12 protein-coding genes and 2 tRNA genes are annotated in these 15,758 nt (G+C 67.7%); 1 reads left to right on the top strand and 13 read right to left on the bottom strand.

Going from position 1 to position 15,758, the window contains the following annotated elements; all coding sequences use genetic code 11:
• The first annotated feature begins 133 nt into the window (after nt 1-133).
• On the top strand, nt 134-1,465 hold the full coding sequence (locus tag SCMU_RS00070; protein WP_229230949.1) for an ISL3 family transposase: 1,332 nt from the start codon (nt 134-136) through the stop codon (nt 1,463-1,465).
• Here SCMU_RS00070 and SCMU_RS00065 read toward each other — a convergent pair.
• The 13 genes from SCMU_RS00065 to dnaA all read right to left on the bottom strand — a co-directional run bounded on the left by SCMU_RS00065 (nt 1,407) and on the right by dnaA (nt 15,658).
• On the bottom strand, nt 1,407-2,453 hold the full coding sequence (locus SCMU_RS00065) for a DUF2971 domain-containing protein (RefSeq protein WP_229230948.1): 1,047 nt from the start codon (nt 2,451-2,453) through the stop codon (nt 1,407-1,409). The two genes, SCMU_RS00070 and SCMU_RS00065, sit on opposite strands and share 59 nt — an antisense overlap.
• Before the next feature lie 72 nt (nt 2,454-2,525).
• A complete protein-coding gene (locus SCMU_RS00060) occupies nt 2,526-3,221 on the bottom strand; it encodes an 8-oxoguanine DNA glycosylase OGG fold protein (protein ID WP_229230947.1) in 696 nt (231 codons plus the stop codon).
• A gap of 507 nt (nt 3,222-3,728) precedes the next feature.
• Nucleotides 3,729-3,801: transfer RNA gene (locus SCMU_RS00055), tRNA-Ala, on the bottom strand.
• Between the two features lie 18 nt (nt 3,802-3,819).
• Nucleotides 3,820-3,939, bottom strand: a complete 120-nt coding sequence (locus tag SCMU_RS00050; RefSeq protein WP_229230946.1) for a DLW-39 family protein — start codon at nt 3,937-3,939, stop codon at nt 3,820-3,822.
• Nucleotides 3,940-3,973: 34 nt separating this feature from the next.
• Nucleotides 3,974-4,047: transfer RNA gene (locus SCMU_RS00045), tRNA-Ile, on the bottom strand.
• Nucleotides 4,048-4,120: 73 nt separating this feature from the next.
• Nucleotides 4,121-4,735: a DUF3566 domain-containing protein gene (locus SCMU_RS00040; protein ID WP_229230945.1), complete on the bottom strand. Its 615-nt coding sequence runs from the start codon at nt 4,733-4,735 to the stop codon at nt 4,121-4,123.
• The gene (gene gyrA, locus SCMU_RS00035) at nt 4,732-7,410 is read right to left on the bottom strand and encodes a DNA gyrase subunit A (RefSeq protein ID WP_443020187.1); all 2,679 of its coding nucleotides are present in this window, start codon (nt 7,408-7,410) and stop codon (nt 4,732-4,734) included. Before gyrA ends, SCMU_RS00040 begins: the two co-directional genes overlap by 4 nt.
• Before the next feature lie 45 nt (nt 7,411-7,455).
• Complete coding sequence (gene gyrB, locus SCMU_RS00030) at nt 7,456-9,438, bottom strand: DNA topoisomerase (ATP-hydrolyzing) subunit B (protein WP_229233105.1); 1,983 nt, start codon at nt 9,436-9,438, stop codon at nt 7,456-7,458.
• Nucleotides 9,439-9,810: 372 nt separating this feature from the next.
• On the bottom strand, nt 9,811-10,389 hold the full coding sequence (locus SCMU_RS00025) for a DciA family protein (protein ID WP_229230944.1): 579 nt from the start codon (nt 10,387-10,389) through the stop codon (nt 9,811-9,813).
• A complete protein-coding gene (gene recF / locus SCMU_RS00020; protein ID WP_229230943.1) occupies nt 10,382-11,686 on the bottom strand; it encodes a DNA replication/repair protein RecF in 1,305 nt (434 codons plus the stop codon). The genes SCMU_RS00025 and recF overlap by 8 nt, the downstream gene beginning before the upstream one ends.
• 19 nt (nt 11,687-11,705) lie before the next feature.
• Nucleotides 11,706-12,590 carry a phosphogluconate dehydrogenase (NAD(+)-dependent, decarboxylating) gene (gene gnd / locus SCMU_RS00015; RefSeq protein WP_229230942.1) on the bottom strand — a complete coding sequence of 295 codons (885 nt, stop codon included), beginning with the start codon at nt 12,588-12,590 and terminating at the stop codon, nt 11,706-11,708.
• 56 nt (nt 12,591-12,646) lie between these two features.
• Nucleotides 12,647-13,771 carry a DNA polymerase III subunit beta gene (gene dnaN, locus SCMU_RS00010; RefSeq protein ID WP_229230941.1) on the bottom strand — a complete coding sequence of 375 codons (1,125 nt, stop codon included), beginning with the start codon at nt 13,769-13,771 and terminating at the stop codon, nt 12,647-12,649.
• Nucleotides 13,772-14,233: 462 nt separating this feature from the next.
• Nucleotides 14,234-15,658, bottom strand: a complete 1,425-nt coding sequence (gene dnaA / locus SCMU_RS00005) for a chromosomal replication initiator protein DnaA (RefSeq protein WP_229230940.1) — start codon at nt 15,656-15,658, stop codon at nt 14,234-14,236.
• Nucleotides 15,659-15,758: the final 100 nt, after the last annotated feature.

The following is a 15,758-nucleotide window of genomic DNA, read 5'->3' as shown; positions in this document are numbered from 1 at the left end:
AGCTTGCTAGGGATAACCGGCTCTTCGGATCTAAGCATGGTTGAGGGATCCGGCGGCGTGGCGGTGCGGGGCTGATGGGGTCGAGGTCTTCAGGATCAGAAGCGACCAAGCAATCTGATGAGAAGACCTCGACGTGGACCACTGTACTTGTGGGCCCGGTGCGCGCTGGTGCGCACGGGCTGATGCGCTCTTCCATTTCCCCGGCCTGCACGTGCTCGGCGTGTGCGCCGACGATTCAGGCGGGGGCTTCAGCCTGACGGTGACGGTGGAGACCGACGCCGACGTCGGCGGGTGCCCGGGATGCGGATGCGTCGCTGTCGGGCACGGACGCCGCGTCCACACCGTCGCGGACACGCCCTGCTTCGGGACCCCGGTGCGGATCCGATGGCTCAAGAGGATCTGGCGCTGCCCGGAGCCGGCGTGCCCGAAGAAGACCTTCTCCGAGGCCCACCCGTTCGCGGCCCCGCGGGCCAAGCTCAGCGCCCGGGCAGTTTCCTGGGCTACGGACGCCCTCGAGCGCGACGACACGTCCGTCTCGGCACTGGCCCGTCATCTCGGGGTCGACTGGGGCACAGTCTGGGACGCGGTCGCGGCAGAGACCCGGCGGCGCCTCGCCGATCCTGGACGGCTTGCCGGGATCGACGCGCTCGGGGTGGACGAGCATCTCTGGTCGCACACCGGCCCGCCCGGATCCGGGATGGTCACAGGCATCGTGGACCACACCCGCGGCCCGGACGGGAAGCCCCGGGCCAGGCTGCTGGATCTCGTGCCCGGCCGGTCCGGGCCGGTCTACCGGGACTGGCTCAAGGACCGCGGCGACGCCTTCCGCAGGGGTGTGAAGGTCGCAGCCCTGGACCCCTTCCAGGGCTACAAGAACGCTATCGACGACCAGCTCGAAGACGCCGTGGCGGTGCTCGACGCGTTCCACGTCGTGAAGCTGGGCACCGCAGCGGTGGACGATGTCCGCCGCCGCGTCCAGCAGGCCACCCTCGGCCACCGCGGGCACAAGGGCGACCCGCTCTATGGCATCCAGCGCACCCTGCGCTGCGGGGCCGAACGGCTGACCGAGAAGCAGAAGGGCCGTCTCGCCAAAGCGTTCGACGCCCACAGCGAGCACTTCGAGGTCGAGCTCGCCTGGGCCTGCGCCCAGCAGCTCCGGTCCGTCTACACAGCCGCCGACCCTGCCGCCGGCAGGCGGACCGCCGAGCACGTCCTCGCCGCGTTCCCGTCCTGCCCGATACCCGAGATCGCCCGGCTCGGGAAGACCCTGCGCCGCTGGCGCAAGGCCTTCCTGGCCTACTTTGACACCAAGGGCGCATCCAACGGGCCCACCGAGGCCGTCAACGGCGTCATCGAGACCACCCGTCGCATCGCCCGCGGCTTCCGCAACTTCGAAAACTACAGACTCAGATGCCTGCTATCCGCAGGCGGCCACCGCCCATGGAGAACCCCGAACCATGCTTAGATCCGAAGAGCCGGATAACCGCGACTGCTGGTCGGCCGACTGAGCGGAGAAGCTCACGTACCCCGGAGGCTGCTTCCTCAGGGTATGGAGTGGGTCCAACTGCGATTCCGACTACTGGAAGTTGCTCCATTGGTTCGGGGAACTGGCCCGGGACTGAATCTGGAGACCTTGGGATGCCAAGCTCCACGTAGGGCACGATCCCGTATTGATTGGGGCGATACTTCACATATGTCAGGTCTGTATGCAGGGCCGTCCAGCAAAGCACCCGGGTCTCTCGTTCATCTTTGAATCCGGAGTCTTTGATCGTTTGAAGGTCTTCGTAGATGTCAGACATCACATCGAGCTCCGGACGGGTCTTCGGACTGCGAGTGGATTTGGACTGGTGGGCGCGAGAGGCCCCTTCCAGTTCTCGAAGCCGCCCCCACGCCCACTTGATGTGATCCTCCTTGTCGTACTTGACCTCCTGCCATGCGAATGCGCCGAGTGGTCTTCGTCCGTTCTCGAGCACTTCTCGTCGCTCGGCGTCGTCATGGAAGCCTTGCTCGTCCAGCATCGAGCTGGTCATCGGGCGCTGTCGCCGCATTGACAGCGCCTTGCTGCTGTCGATGCCAATGGCGAAGCCGACCGAGTTACCCGTGTAGTTCCTCCACATAGTGAGGTTATTGGGGTCTTCGCATGCGCATGCCAAGAACGCCTTGTACCGATCTCTCGCAGTGGCGTAGCGCAGCATCGATCGAATGTCAGCGAGGACCTTGGGCTCCAAGTAGGCCTTGTGTCGTTCCAACAACTCCTGCAGCAGCATGGCTCCGGTCAGAAGCTCGTGCCGGTCATTCATGAAGGCGGTCGAGTTGGCCCACAGCACGTTCTCTCGAAGAATCCCCTCCAGCCCTTTAGCGTCGGTGTAGTGCCAAACGGTCCTAGGGGGCCACGCCTTCTCAGAGAGGCCGTCCGCCAGCTCAGTCTCTGGACGATCCGGGAGCGGGCTCATGCGCCAACAGTAGCCCGACAGATGAGCCGGGAACGCTCGAAGCTGCGGGGGCTTGACCGCGAACCATGGCTCCTAGCTTCCCCCAAGCTTGAAGAGCGCGTACTCAACCACATGAGAGGGTGCGCTTCTGCGAGATAGGTCGCGCGGACACCACGCGTCCTGAATGTCAGTGGCTAGTTCCAGGTACCGCCCGTAGTCCTTTGAATTCCAGCCGTGAGTTCCCCACCCGAGAGCCTTGGCAACGCGGGAGTCGAGGATGAGCGGCGCAGGACCTTGCTGGTCGCTCCTCGTGTTGTAGGAGGAGAAGTACAGCCACTTCGTGAAGAAGGCAGCGCCAAAGTGTTTGATCCTGTCCTCACCGGTCGTATTCAGCCTCCGGTAGGCCTCGACCGGGTGGAGTGACCTGGCAGCATCCAGCGAGCGTGCCAGCGCGTCGACGGCTCCCTTCTCATGGAGGGGTTTGACGGCACGCGCAACACGCTGGGCCTTCGTCCCAGTTCCCCAAGCGCAGATCGCGACGTACAGGTTCACAAGGTCTTCGTCCGAGCCTATGGCCGCTGCGGAAACGGCGAATACGTCACGCCGACTGACGTGTCTTCGGTCGCCGCCGAGTAGCACCTCCGGCACGGGCAACGAGTCGGGCCAACGGCTGGTCCAGTGACTGGGCAGATAGTCGAATCCCTGATTCTGCACCGTTGCGTCGGCGGGCGGACCTTCAGGGAAATGTTGTGCGAGGGCAGCAGTTATCTCATGGACGGATCGTGCCATTTCCTGGGTCCCTTCATCCTGGATGGCGGCCATACTTCAGCGCGCAGCCGGCACGTTGCCGGGCGCGCAGGACGTCAGTCCTCGTCACCGAATGATGTCAGTTCCCAGCGGCGCGTGATCCTGAGCCACGCCGACCAAGAGCACCACGACGCCGGCGACGGTCGGCAGGAAGTCGATAACCGTCCGGCTGCCTTGGGTTTCAACCGTACGGGATCCAGACCGCAGGCCACGCGAAGGGTAGAGAGCGGGCTCTTAGCCAAGGGCGCACCGGGCGCACATGGCCCAGATCGGCATCGCGCTCCCGCGTGATTCCGCTTTTTCCTAAGGCGCACGAGGCGCACGCGAATCAACACCAACTACTACCATTACGCCATCGGATCAACTACCACCGCGAGCCCGCGGATACCCGCGTAAGCCATCTCAGGTGCCGCACTCAGGGCCGAAATCCGCGGAAACACAAGGAAGAAGGCCCGAACCGTCTTGCGGTTCGGGCCTTCTTCTATCGGGTGGAGGCAAGGGGACTCGAACCCCTAACCCCCTGCTTGCAAAGCAGGTGCGCTACCAATTGCGCCATGCCCCCGTGGCCCTGGGACCAGAGTCACTCGACCGGGTCGGTCGAGCCGCTCCAGATGTCCTTCTGGGCCTCGGATTCCTTGGCCTTCCGATACAGGAAGGCACCCGCGAGAGCGGCGACTGCAATTGCAATCAGTCTCTTCACGGGCACCTCCACATGGCTCGGAAACCAAGTTCCGTGGGCGTACCAGGACTTGAACCTGGGACCTCTTCGTTATCAGCGAAGCGCTCTAACCGCCTGAGCTATACGCCCCCACATGACCCGATCTTGCCCTCGGGCCGAGACATGACTCTACAGCACATCTCGGCCCGCGGCCAAATCGGACTCAGTCGTCCGTGAGGGTCACTCCGATGCCGCCCACGAGGGTCGCCGAGATGTTGTAGAGCACCGCGGTCAGCGCGGACAGCGCGGTCAGGAGCACCACATTCACGACGGCGATGATGGTCGCGAACGAAGCCACCTGGCCGAGCGAGGCGATCTTCTTCAGGTCCAGGGCGCCGCTGCTCTCAGAGCCGCCGATCTCGCCGAGGAGGCCGTTGATCTTGTCGAAGATGCCCGTGACGTCGAGGACCATCCAGAGCACGATCGACGCCACGACCGTCACGATGCCGAGGGCCACGGAGAGCAGGAACGCCATCTTGAGCACGGACCACGTGTCCACCTTGCTCACGATCAGGCGGGCCCGGCGCTGCTTGGCCTTCGGGGCGGGGCGCACGAGCCCGGGCGCCCCGGGGCGCTGGCCTGCGGGGCGCTGGCCGGAGGCGCGCTGGGCAGCGGCCCCGGTGAGCGGGCGCTCAGCGGGCCGAGTGGCCGGACGCTGCCCGCCCCCGCCGTTGGGGCCCGCCGACTGCGGCGGAACGCTCGGTCGCTGCGGCGGGCGCGACGGTGGCGCTGCCTGCGGATACCCGCCTGACGACGGCGTGTTCTCGGGCGTGCTCACTCGGTACCTCCCAGATCCTGGTCAGAGTCTGCAGCCAACGTTACGGCATGAGCCCCGGCGACGCCTTCCTCGGACGTCTCGGCGACATCGCTGTCGTTCGGCTCGGCGCCCCCGCCGTCCGGGACCGGGCCGCCGTCGTCCTCCGACTCCTCGTCCTCGCCGAGCGTGCGCTCCGTGTTCTTCGCCACCGCGATGATGCGGTCGCGCTTGTCCGGCTTGGCAAAGATGACGCCCATCGTGTCACGGCCCTTGGCCGGCACGCCGGCCACCGCGGAGCGGACCACCTTGCCGCCCTCCATGACCACGAGGACCTCGTCCTCCTCCTGGACGATGAGGGCCCCGACGAGGTGCCCCCGCTCCTCCTGGTACTTGCCCACCTTGATCCCGAGGCCGCCGCGGCCCTGGACTCGGTACTCCTCGGCCGAGGTGCGCTTCGCGAAGCCGCCCTCGGTCACGATGAACACGAACGCGTCCTCGGTCACCACGTCGGCGGCGAGGAGCTCGTCGTCGTCACGGAACTTCATGCCGGTCACGCCGCTCGTGGCGCGGCCCATCGGGCGGAGCGCGTCGTCGTCCGCCGTGAAGCGCAGCGACTGGCCGTGGCGGGAGACGAGCATGAGGTCGTCGGTCTCGCTCACAAGCTGGGCCGAGACGAGCTCGTCGTCCTCGCGGAGGTTGATGGCGATGACGCCGGCGGCGCGGTTCGTGTCGTAGTCCTCGAGGCGGGTCTTCTTCACGAGGCCGCCCTTCGTTGCGAGCACGAGGTACGGGGCCTGCTGGTAGTCGCGCAGCGCGAGGACCTGGGCGATGCGCTCGTCGGGCTGGAACGCGAGCAGGTTCGCCACGTGCTGGCCCTTGGCGTCCCGCCCGCCCTCGGCGAGCTCGTACGCCTTGGCGCGGTACACGCGCCCGAGGTTCGTGAAGAACAGGAGCCAGTGGTGCGTGGTCGTGACGAAGAAGTGCTCCACCACATCGTCCCCGCGCAGCTGCGCGCCCTTCACGCCCTTGCCGCCGCGCTGCTGCTGGCGGTACTGGTCGCTGCGGGTCCGCTTGACGTACCCGCCGCGGGTGATCGTGACGACCATCTCCTCCTCGGGGATGAGGTCCTCGACGCTCATGTCGCCGTCGAAGCCCGCCACGACGCGGGTGCGGCGGTCGTCGCCGTGCTTCTCGACGATGCCGGAAAGCTCCTCGGAGATGATCTGCCGCTGGCGGGCCGGGTCGGCGAGGATCGAGTTGTACTCGGCGATGAGCGCCTCGAGCTCGTCGTGCTCGTCCATGATCTTCTGCCGCTCGAGGGCCGCGAGGCGGCGGAGCTGCATGTCGAGGATGGCCTGCGCCTGGATGTCGTCGATGTCCAGGAGCGACTTGAGGCCCTCGCGCGCGTCTTCGACCGTGGAGGAGCGGCGGATGAGGGCGATGACCTCGTCCAGCATGTCCAGGGCCTTGAGCAGGGCGCGCAGGATGTGCATGCGCTCCTCGGCCTTGCGCAGGCGGTACCGCGTGCGCCGCACGATGACGTCGATCTGGTGCATGACCCAGTGCCGGACGAAGGCGTCGAGAGAGAGGGTGCGGGGCACGCCGTCGACGATCGCGAGCATGTTCGCCGCGAAGTTGTCCTGCAGCTGGGTGTGCTTGTAGAGGTTGTTGAGCACGACCTTGGCCACGGCGTCCCGCTTGAGCACGATCACGAGGCGCTGGCCGGTGCGGCCGGACGTCTCGTCGCGCAGGTCCGCGATGCCGCCGATCTTGCCGTCCTTGACCAGCTCGGCGATCTTCATCGCGAGGTTGTCCGGGTTGGCCATGTACGGCAGCTCGGTGACCACAAGGCACGTGCGGCCCTGGATCTCCTCGACGTTCACCACCGCACGCATCGTGATCGAGCCGCGGCCCGTGCGGTACGCGTCCTCGATGCCCTTGCGCCCCAGGATGGTCGCACCCGTGGGGAAGTCGGGGCCCTTGATGCGCGTCAGGAGCGCCTCGAGCAGCTCCTCGCGGGTCGCCTCGGGGTTGTCGAGGTACCACTGGACGCCGGAGGCCACCTCGCGGAGGTTGTGCGGCGGGATGTTCGTGGCCATGCCGACGGCGATGCCCGAGGAGCCGTTGACGAGCAGATTCGGGAACCGCGCCGGCAGGACCGTGGGCTCCTGGTTCTTGCCGTCGTAGTTGTCCTGGAAGTCGACGGTCTCCTCGTCGATGTCCCGGACCATCTCCATGGCCAGCTGGGCCATCTTCGTCTCGGTGTACCGGGGGGCCGCGGCGCCGTCGTTGCCGGGGGAGCCGAAGTTCCCCTGGCCCAGCGCGAGCGGGTACCGCATGACCCAGTCCTGGATGAGACGAACGAGGGCGTCGTAGATCGCCATGTCGCCGTGCGGGTGGTACGTTCCCATGACGTCGCCCACCACGCGCGCGCACTTGTTGAAGGCGCGGTCCGGGCGGTAGCCGCCGTCGTACATCGCGTACAGCACGCGGCGGTGGACGGGCTTGAGGCCGTCACGCACGTCAGGCAGCGCGCGGCCCACGATGACGGCCATCGCGTAGTCGAGGTACGAACGCTGCATCTCCGTCTGCAGGTCCACCTGCTCGATGCGGTCGACGGTGATGGGGTCGCCGGACCCGAACGACGTCTGGTCGTCCTCGCCGGGCGTGGGGTTCTCGGGAGTCTCGTCGCTCACAGATTCTCTCCTCTAATCCTGTCTATTCGCTCTCGTTGCCCGAGGTCAGATGTCCAGGAAGCGGACGTCCTTGGCGTTCTGCTGGATGAAGTGGCGGCGGGATTCGACGTCGTCGCCCATCAGCACGGAGAACGTCTGGTCCGCGGCCGCGGCGTCCTCCATGGTCACCTGCAGCAGGGTGCGCCGGTCCGGGTCCATCGTGGTGTCCCACAGCTCGGTATAGTCCATCTCGCCGAGGCCCTTGTAGCGCTGGATGCCGTTCTCCTTCGGCAGGCGCTGGCCGTTGGCGATGCCCGTGCGGATGGCCTCGTCACGCTCGCGGTCGCTGAACACGTAGTCGTGCGCGTGGTTGGACCACTTGATGCGGTAGAGCGGCGGCTGTGCGAGGAACACGTACCCGTTCTCGATGAGCGGGCGCATGTAGCGGAACAGGAGCGTCAGGAGAAGCGTGGTGATGTGCTGGCCGTCCACGTCCGCATCGGCCATGAGCACGATCTTGTGGTAGCGCAGCTTGGAGATGTCGAAGTCCTCGCCGATCCCCGTGCCGAACGCGGTGATCATGGACTGGACCTCGGCGTTGCCGAGCGCCTTGTCGAGGCGTGCCCGCTCCACGTTGAGGATCTTCCCGCGCAGCGGCAGGATGGCCTGCGTCTCGGGGTTGCGCCCGCGCTTGGCGGAGCCGCCGGCGGAGTCGCCCTCCACGATGTAGACCTCGCAGCGCGAGGGGTCCTTGCTCGAGCAGTCGGAGAGCTTGCCGGGCATGCCGAACGACTCGAGCGGGCTCTTGCGGCGCGCGTTGTCGCGGGCCTTGCGCGCGGCCATGCGGGCCGCGGAGGCCTGGATCGCCTTGCGGATCACGTCCTTGGCGGGGCCCGGGTTGCGCTCGAGCCAGTCGCCGAGCTGGTCCGTCACGACGCGCTGGACGAAGCCCTTCGCCTCCGAGTTGCCGAGCTTGGTCTTGGTCTGGCCCTCGAACTGCGGCTCGGCGAGCTTGATGCTGATGACGGCGGTGAGGCCCTCGCGGACGTCGTCGCCGGTGAGGTTGTCGTCCTTCTCCTTGAGGATGCCCTTCTCACGCGCGTAACGGTTCATGAGGGAGGTCATCGCGGCGCGGAATCCCTCCTCGTGCGTGCCGCCCTCGTGGGTGTTGATCGTGTTCGCGTAGGTGTGCACGGACTCCGCGTAGGCGGTGGTCCACTGCATGGCCACCTCGAGTGCCATCTTGCGCTCGTGGTCAACGCTCTCGAACGCGATGACCTCCTCGTGGATCACCTCGATCTTCTTCGAGGAGTTCAGATGGCGGACGTAGTCCAGCAGCCCGTCGTCGTACTTGTAGTCGACGACCCGGCGCTTCGGGGCCGAGGATGCCTCCTGGGCAGGCTGCGTCTCGCCGTCCTCGCCCGCGAGTTCGCTCTCCTCCTCGTCGCCGCGGCGCTCGTCCGTGAGGGTGATGCGCAGGCCCTTGTTGAGGAAGGCCATCTGCTGGAAGCGGGCGCGGAGGGTCTCGAAGTCGAAGTCGGTGGCGTCGAAGATCGCCGGGTCGGGGTAGAACGTCTGGATGGTGCCGGTCTCGTCCGTGGCCTCGCCCTCCACGAGCCCGCCCACGGGGTGGCCGCCGTCGCGGAAGGACATGCGCCACACGTGGCCCTTGCGGCGCACCTCGGTCTCGACCCGGGTCGAGAGGGCGTTGACCACGGAGATGCCGACGCCGTGGAGGCCACCCGAGACGGTGTACCCGCCGCCGCCGAACTTGCCGCCCGCGTGGAGGATGGTCATGACGACCTCGACCGTGGGCTTGCCCTCGGTGGGGTGGATGTCCACGGGGATGCCGCGGCCGTTGTCCTCGACGCGCACGCCGCCGTCGTCCTGGAGGGTCACCTGGATGTGGTCGCAGAAACCTGCAAGGGCCTCGTCGACCGAGTTGTCCACCACCTCGTAGACCAGGTGGTGGAGGCCGCGGGGACCGGTCGAGCCGATGTACATGCCCGGGCGCTTGCGGACGGCCTCGAGGCCCTCAAGAACGGTGATGCTGCTGGCGCCGTATTCCCCGGGATCCGGCCGGGAGGTTGAGGGCTTGGCGTCGCCCTCGTGGGTGTCATGCTGCTGATGGGTGTTTGGGTCCACGGGACTCTCGTCAGCCACAGGCGTTCTCGACCCCTCTTCATGTCGGCTCAGGTTTCGGCGGGCTTAACGTGTCAATTCTACCGGTTCCGCGCGGGGACGGACAGCGCCACCCCCAATGCCCGGTGAGAGGCCTGCAAACCCGTCGTGGCGCGGCTCGCCTGCCACCTTCCAAGGGGCAGTGTGGGTCCCGCCCTCCTGAGCGCCACACGCGCCGTCCACGGCACTCGGCCCGGCCCGCGGAAGCTGACCTCCGGGACGTGACTCCCAGACGGGGTGTCAGCCGTAGGTGTCCCGCGGGCCCCGCCCGCGCACGTGCCGTGGGCCCTTCCGCCAGCTCGGGGCCGCAGGCCCGAGGACCTGGATCCTCGTGACGATCCCCTCGCCCAGCTCCCGCCGGAACCGGTCCAGGAGTGTCGAGGCCATGAGGCGCAGCTGCGTGGCCCACGCGGTCGAGTCGCAGCGGACCCGCAGGTCCGTGCCCTCGAAGCTCTCGGGCGTGCAGTGCGCGGCGATCTCGGGCCCGACGAGTTCCTTCCAGCGCGACATCACGGACCCGACAGCGACGGGGGAGTTCCACCCGCGCTCGGCGACCATGCGGTTCACCACGGAGCCGAGGCCCTGCGGGTCGCGCCCGCTGTACCCTCCGGTCGGCCGACGCCGTGGCCTGGACCCCGACGCGAACGTCCGCGGCGCGTTGGGGTCGGCCACGAGCGGTCCGGTGGCCCTGACACGCACCTCGCCGCGCACCTCGGCCGCCTGCCGCACCCGGTTGAGTGCCGCCCGCGCGGCGTCTACTCCATCCCCCGGCCCGGGGGTCGCCTCGTGGGGGTCACTTCCCGTCGGCCGCTCAGGCATCTTCCGGCTCCGCCGAAACCTCGTCGATCGCCCCCGGCACCACGCGGATCCGCCGCCCGCCCAGCTCCGGCGGGATGTCGCCGTCGACCGCTGCGGTCACGAGGACCTGCTCCGCCCTCGCCACGATGGCCGCGAGCCGCGCGCGCCTCGTCGCGTCGAGCTCGGCGAACACGTCGTCGAGGATGAGAATCGGCTCGTCGCCCTCCACGGCCGAGTCGTCCAGCATCACGTAGTACGAGGCGAGGCGCAGCGCGAGCGCCAACGACCACGTCTCCCCGTGGGAGGCGAACCCCTTGGCCGGGGCATCGCCGAGCAGCAGTTCGAGGTCGTCCCGGTGCGGCCCCACGAGCGTGAGCCCGCGCTCGAGCTCCCGCGGCCTCGCCTGGGCAAGCGCCGCGAGGAACCGCTCGGCGATCGCGTCCGCGCCGAGCCCGGCGAGGTCGCTCCTCTCGCGTGGTGCCGTTCCCTCGGCGGCCTCAGCGGCAGGCCCCGCCGCCGGTGCTGTGGCGGACGACGGCGCGCGGTCGCCGTCGTGCACATCCTCCTCGGCGTCGGGGACGGCACCCTCGACCGTTGAGCGGTACACCGCGCGGGCCACCTTCGACCCGTCAGTGAGCTGCGCGTAGGCGGCGTCGAGGTGCGGGCCGAGGCGTTCGACGAGTTCGAGGCGCGCGGCCAGCAGCCGGGCGCCCGCCCGGGCAAGGTGGCTGTCCCACACGTCGAGGGTCGACTCGACCGTGGCACCCGACGAGTCCCCGGCGCTGGTCCCGCGCCGGGAGAACCGCGCCGCGCGGGCGCTCTTGAGCAGGGCGTTGCGCTGCTTCAGCACCCGGTCGTAGTCGGCGCGCGTCCCGGCGAGGTGGGGGAGCAGCAGGGTCAGGAGCTCGTCGAGGAACCGCCTCCGCGCCGACGGATCTCCCTTGACCAAACCGAGGTCCTCCGGAGCGAAGAGGACGGTCCGCGCGATGCCGAGCAGGTCGCGGGCGCGCACGGTGCTGCCGCGGTTGATCCGGCCACGGTTCGAGCGGCCGGGGCTGATCTCGAGCTCGAGCATCGAGCGCTGCGGGCCCCGCACGAACCCGGCACGCACGAGCGCCCGCTCCGCGCCGAAGCGCACGAGCGGAGCGTCCGAGCTGACCCGGTGCGAGCTCAGGGTCGACAGCATCCCGAGCGCCTCGACGATGTTGGTCTTGCCGACCCCGTTGTGCCCGACGAGCACGGTCACCCCAGGGGACAGCTCGAGGTCGAGCTGGGCGTAGGAGCGGAAGTCGGTCAGGGAGACACGTTCGACGTACACCGGTTGGCGGCGCCCCCGCCTACTGTGCCGGGCGGGTGGCGTGCCCGCCGAACTGGTGCCGCAGCGCGGAGACCATCTTCATCGCAGGAGATGAGTCCTCGCGTGACTCGAACCGCGCAAACAGCGCGGCGGTGATCGCGGGGGCCGGCACCGCGTTCGCGATGGCCTCCTCGACGGTCCAGCGGCCCTCGCCGGAATCCTCGACGTAGTCGTCGATCTTCTCGAGGCCCGGGTCCTCGTCAAGCGCCTTGACCAGGAGGTCGAGGAGCCACGAGCGCACCACCGTGCCCTTCTGCCAGGCCCGGAAGGTTCCCGGGAGGTCCTTGATGATGTCCTTCGCGGCGAGCAGCTGATACCCCTCGGCGTAGGACTGCATGAGGCCGTACTCGATGCCGTTGTGGACCATCTTGGCGTAGTGGCCCGCGCCGACGTCGCCCACGTGGATGAAGCTGTCAGCGCGGTCGCCTTCGGGGCGCAGAGCGTCGAAGACCGGCATGGCGAGCTCGATGTCCGCGGCATCGCCGCCGGCCATGAGGCCGTAGCCGTTCTCGAGGCCCCAGACGCCGCCCGAGACGCCGCAGTCCGCGAAGCGCAGGCCCTTGCTCCGGAGCAGCTCGGCGTGGCGCTGGTCCTCGGTGAAGCGGGAGTTGCCGCCATCGATCACGAGATCGCCCTCGGAGAGCTTCTCCGATAGCTCGGTGATGACCTTGTCCGTGACCTCACCGGCGGGGACCATGACCCACACGATCCGCGGGATGGGGAGGGCCGCGACGAGGTCGTCGACCGTCGTCACATCGGTGATGTCCGGGTTGCGGTCCAGGCCCGTGACCTCGACGCCCGCGCGGCGGAGCCGCTCACGCATGTTGAAGCCCATCTTGCCCAGGCCGATGAGTCCGATGTGCATGGTGCGAGGTCCCTTCATGCGGTGGATGAGCGGGCAGCCGACGTCGAGCGGGGCGCCTAGTTGGGCAGCCGGACGGGCATGACGAGGTACCGGTAGTCGTCCTCGTCCTCGCCCTCGAGGTCCCGCTGGGCGGTGATCATGGCCGGCTTCGGCGCGCTGGTGAACGAGAACCGCACGAACGGAGTCTCGATGACAGCGAGGCCTTCGATCAGGTAGTGCGGGTTGAACGCCACAGTGATGGGCTCGCCGGTGAGCTGCGCCTCGAGTTCCTCGGAGGCCTGGGCGTCTTCCCCGGTGCCGGCGTCGAGCGTCACGAGGCCCTCGGTGAACGCGAGCCGCACCGGTGTGTTGCGCTCTGCAACGAGGGACACACGGCGCACTGCCTCGACGAGCTCCTGCGTGGAGACGACGGCGTGGATCGGGGTGGACTCCGGGAAGAGCGAGCGGATCTTGGGGTAGTCGCCGTCCACCAGCAGGGACGTGGTGGTGCGGCCGCCGCTCTCGAAACCCACGAGCCTGGAGTCATCATCGGCCAGGGCGAGGTTCAGCTCGCCCGATCCGCCGAGCGTCTTCGCGACCTCGCTGAGGGTCTTGGCCTTCACGAGGGCTGAGGTGGAGGTGCCGGGGTTTGCCGGCTGCCACTGGATCTCGCGCATGGCGAGGCGGTAGCGGTCCGTGGCCAGGAGTGTGATGAGTTCGTTCTCGATCTCCATCCGGACGCCCGTGAGGATCGGCAGGGTGTCGTCCTTGCTGGCAGCGATGATCACCTGGGCGACGCCCTTGGCGAACGAGTCGCCGGGAACTGTGCCCAGGATCGCCGGGAGGCCGGGGAGCGCGGGGTACTCCGCCTCGGGCATGGTGGCGAGGTGGAACGAGCTGCGGCGGCAGCTGAGCGTGACCTTCGTGCCGTCCGTCTCGACGTCCACAGGTGCGTTCGGCAGGCTGCGGCAGATGTCCGCGAGGAGTCGGCCGGAGACGAGGATGGTCCCCTCGTCACTGATCTCGGCCGGGATCTCGAGGCGTGCGGAGGTCTCGTAGTCGAAGCTGCTGAGGCTCACGACGCCGTCGTGGGCCTTGAGGAGGAGACCAGCCAGGACGGGTACAGGGGGACGCGGGGAGAGCGAGCGGGCCGCCCAGCTCACGGCCTCAGTGAGGACATCCCGTTCGACTCGGAACTTCACGGACGCGTTCCGCCTTTCATCGCTGTCATGGCCGCGGGGGCACACCTTCATGGCATCGCCCTCGGCGGGCGCTGACCACAGCTTAGCCCCATCCGTACTGGCGGGTTCAAGCCGGAGGGGCGTGACCGGTGGCCGGTGGGAAGCGCGTTCGGGAGGTTCGGACTTCCTGTTGGCTAACGATCTCCAGATTCTTGGTATTAGTGGTGTTAATAACCGCTGTGGAAACTGTGGATAACCGCCTCCGGCCGCGAGTTGACGCGGTTGAGGGGTGTTCACGTGGTGTTGATGGACGAGGGCCAAGGTGAGGACCGCCTGTGGATCCCACGATTCTTGTGATTCGCCCTTTCCACAGTGTGGATGAGGGTTTTAACCCCATCGGATGCGGATGTTCACTTAACTATCCACAGGGTTGTCCACATGCACCTGTTAATAAGGCACGCGCGGGCGAGGCGCCGTGGCCAATCAGGCGCCGCGCTGGGCCTGCTTGATCTTGTTGGTCAGCTCCGTGACCTGGTTGTAGATGGCCCGGCGCTCCGCCATGAGCTCGCGGATCTTCCGGTCCGCGTGGATCACGGTCGTGTGGTCGCGGCCACCGAGGACCTGCCCGATCTTCGGCAGGGACATGTCCGTCAGCTCGCGGCACAGGTACATCGCGATCTGGCGTGCCGTGACGAGCGTTCGCGTGCGGGACTTGCTGTTCAGCTCCTCGATCGTGAGCTTGAAGTAGGCTGCGGTCTCCGCGAGGATCTGGTCGGCCGTGATCTCCAGCGCAGAGTCGTCCGTGATGAGGTCCTTGAGCACCATCTCGGCCAGCGCCACGTCGACGGGCTGCTTGTTGAGGCTCGCGAACGCCGTGACACGGATCAGCGCGCCCTCGAGCTCGCGGATGTTGGCGGAGATCCGTGAGGCGATGTACTCGAGCGCTGCGTCGGGGGCCGAGAGGCCGTCGCTGTTGGCCTTCTTCCGCAGGATCGCGATGCGGGTCTCGAGGTCCGGCGGCTGGATGTCCGTCAGGAGGCCCCACTCGAACCGGGACTTCATGCGGTCCTCGAACCCGTGCAGCGCCTTCGGCGGCTGGTCCGAGGTGATGACGACCTGCTTGTTGCTGTTGTGCAGCGCGTTGAACGTGTGGAAGAACTCTTCCATGGTCCCCGTGCGCCCGGCGAGGAACTGGATGTCGTCGATGAGCAGGAGGTCGACGTTGCGGTACGTCGTCTTGAAGCTCGTGCCCTCGTCATCGCGGATCGAGTTGATGAAGTCGTTGGTGAACTCCTCGGAGTTCACGTACCGCACGCGGATGCCGTTGTAGAGGCGCCGCGCGTAGTGCCCGATCGCGTGGAGCAGGTGGGTCTTGCCGAGCCCCGAGTCGCCGTAGATGAACAGCGGGTTGTATGCCTTGGCGGGGGCCTCCGCGACCGCGACGGCGGCGGCATGGGCGAAGCGGTTGGACGCCCCGATCACGAACGTGTCGAACACATACTTCGGGTTGAGCCGGCTCGACTCCTGGGACGTGCTCGGCGGGGTCGGGGCGGGGCGCACCTCCTCCCGGAGCTCCTCGCGGAACGCCGGACCGGGGACGGGCTCGAAGGTCTCCTCCCGCACGGGCACGAGGTCGGTGTCGACGTCGATCGCGCACCGTACGTCCTCGGAGAAGACCGAGCGGAGCGCGTCGTCGAGCGCGGACTTGATCTGTCCCTGCAGGACTTCGCGGGTGAGTTCGTTGGGGACGGCCACGAGGAGCGTGGAGCCGATGAGGCCCTGGGCCTGGGCGAGCGAGACAAATCCGCGCTGGCGCGGCGAGACGCGGTCATCCTCCTCGAGGAGACGCACCACTCGGCGCCACGAACTGCCAAGGGTGTTGGCCTCGTTGGCGTTCTCCGGTCCCATGTGCTCCTCTACGTGTGTGATCGACCCGTCGCCTCCCACGCTCTGAATCACATGTTTCATCCACAGGGATACCCACAGCCGTGGAGGAGGGTACTGAGAC

It is taken from the genome of Sinomonas cyclohexanicum, from assembly GCF_020886775.1.
GTDB classification, from domain to species: Bacteria; Actinomycetota; Actinomycetes; order Actinomycetales; family Micrococcaceae; genus Sinomonas; species Sinomonas cyclohexanicum.
This window is presented reverse-complemented; position numbering and strand designations above follow the sequence as displayed.

Bases quoted from the DNA above. Each gene is read 5' to 3' on its own strand.
- SCMU_RS00065 (WP_229230948.1), bottom strand. From the start codon at position 2,453: ATGAGCCCGCTCCCGGATCGTCCAGAGACTGAGCTGGCGGACGGCCTC.
- dnaA (WP_229230940.1), bottom strand. From the start codon at position 15,658: ATGGGACCGGAGAACGCCAACGAGGCCAACACCCTTGGCAGTTCGTGG.
- gnd (WP_229230942.1), bottom strand. From the start codon at position 12,590: ATGCACATCGGACTCATCGGCCTGGGCAAGATGGGCTTCAACATGCGT.
- SCMU_RS00060 (WP_229230947.1), bottom strand. From the start codon at position 3,221: ATGGCACGATCCGTCCATGAGATAACTGCTGCCCTCGCACAACATTTC.
- SCMU_RS00025 (WP_229230944.1), bottom strand. From the start codon at position 10,389: ATGCCTGAGCGGCCGACGGGAAGTGACCCCCACGAGGCGACCCCCGGG.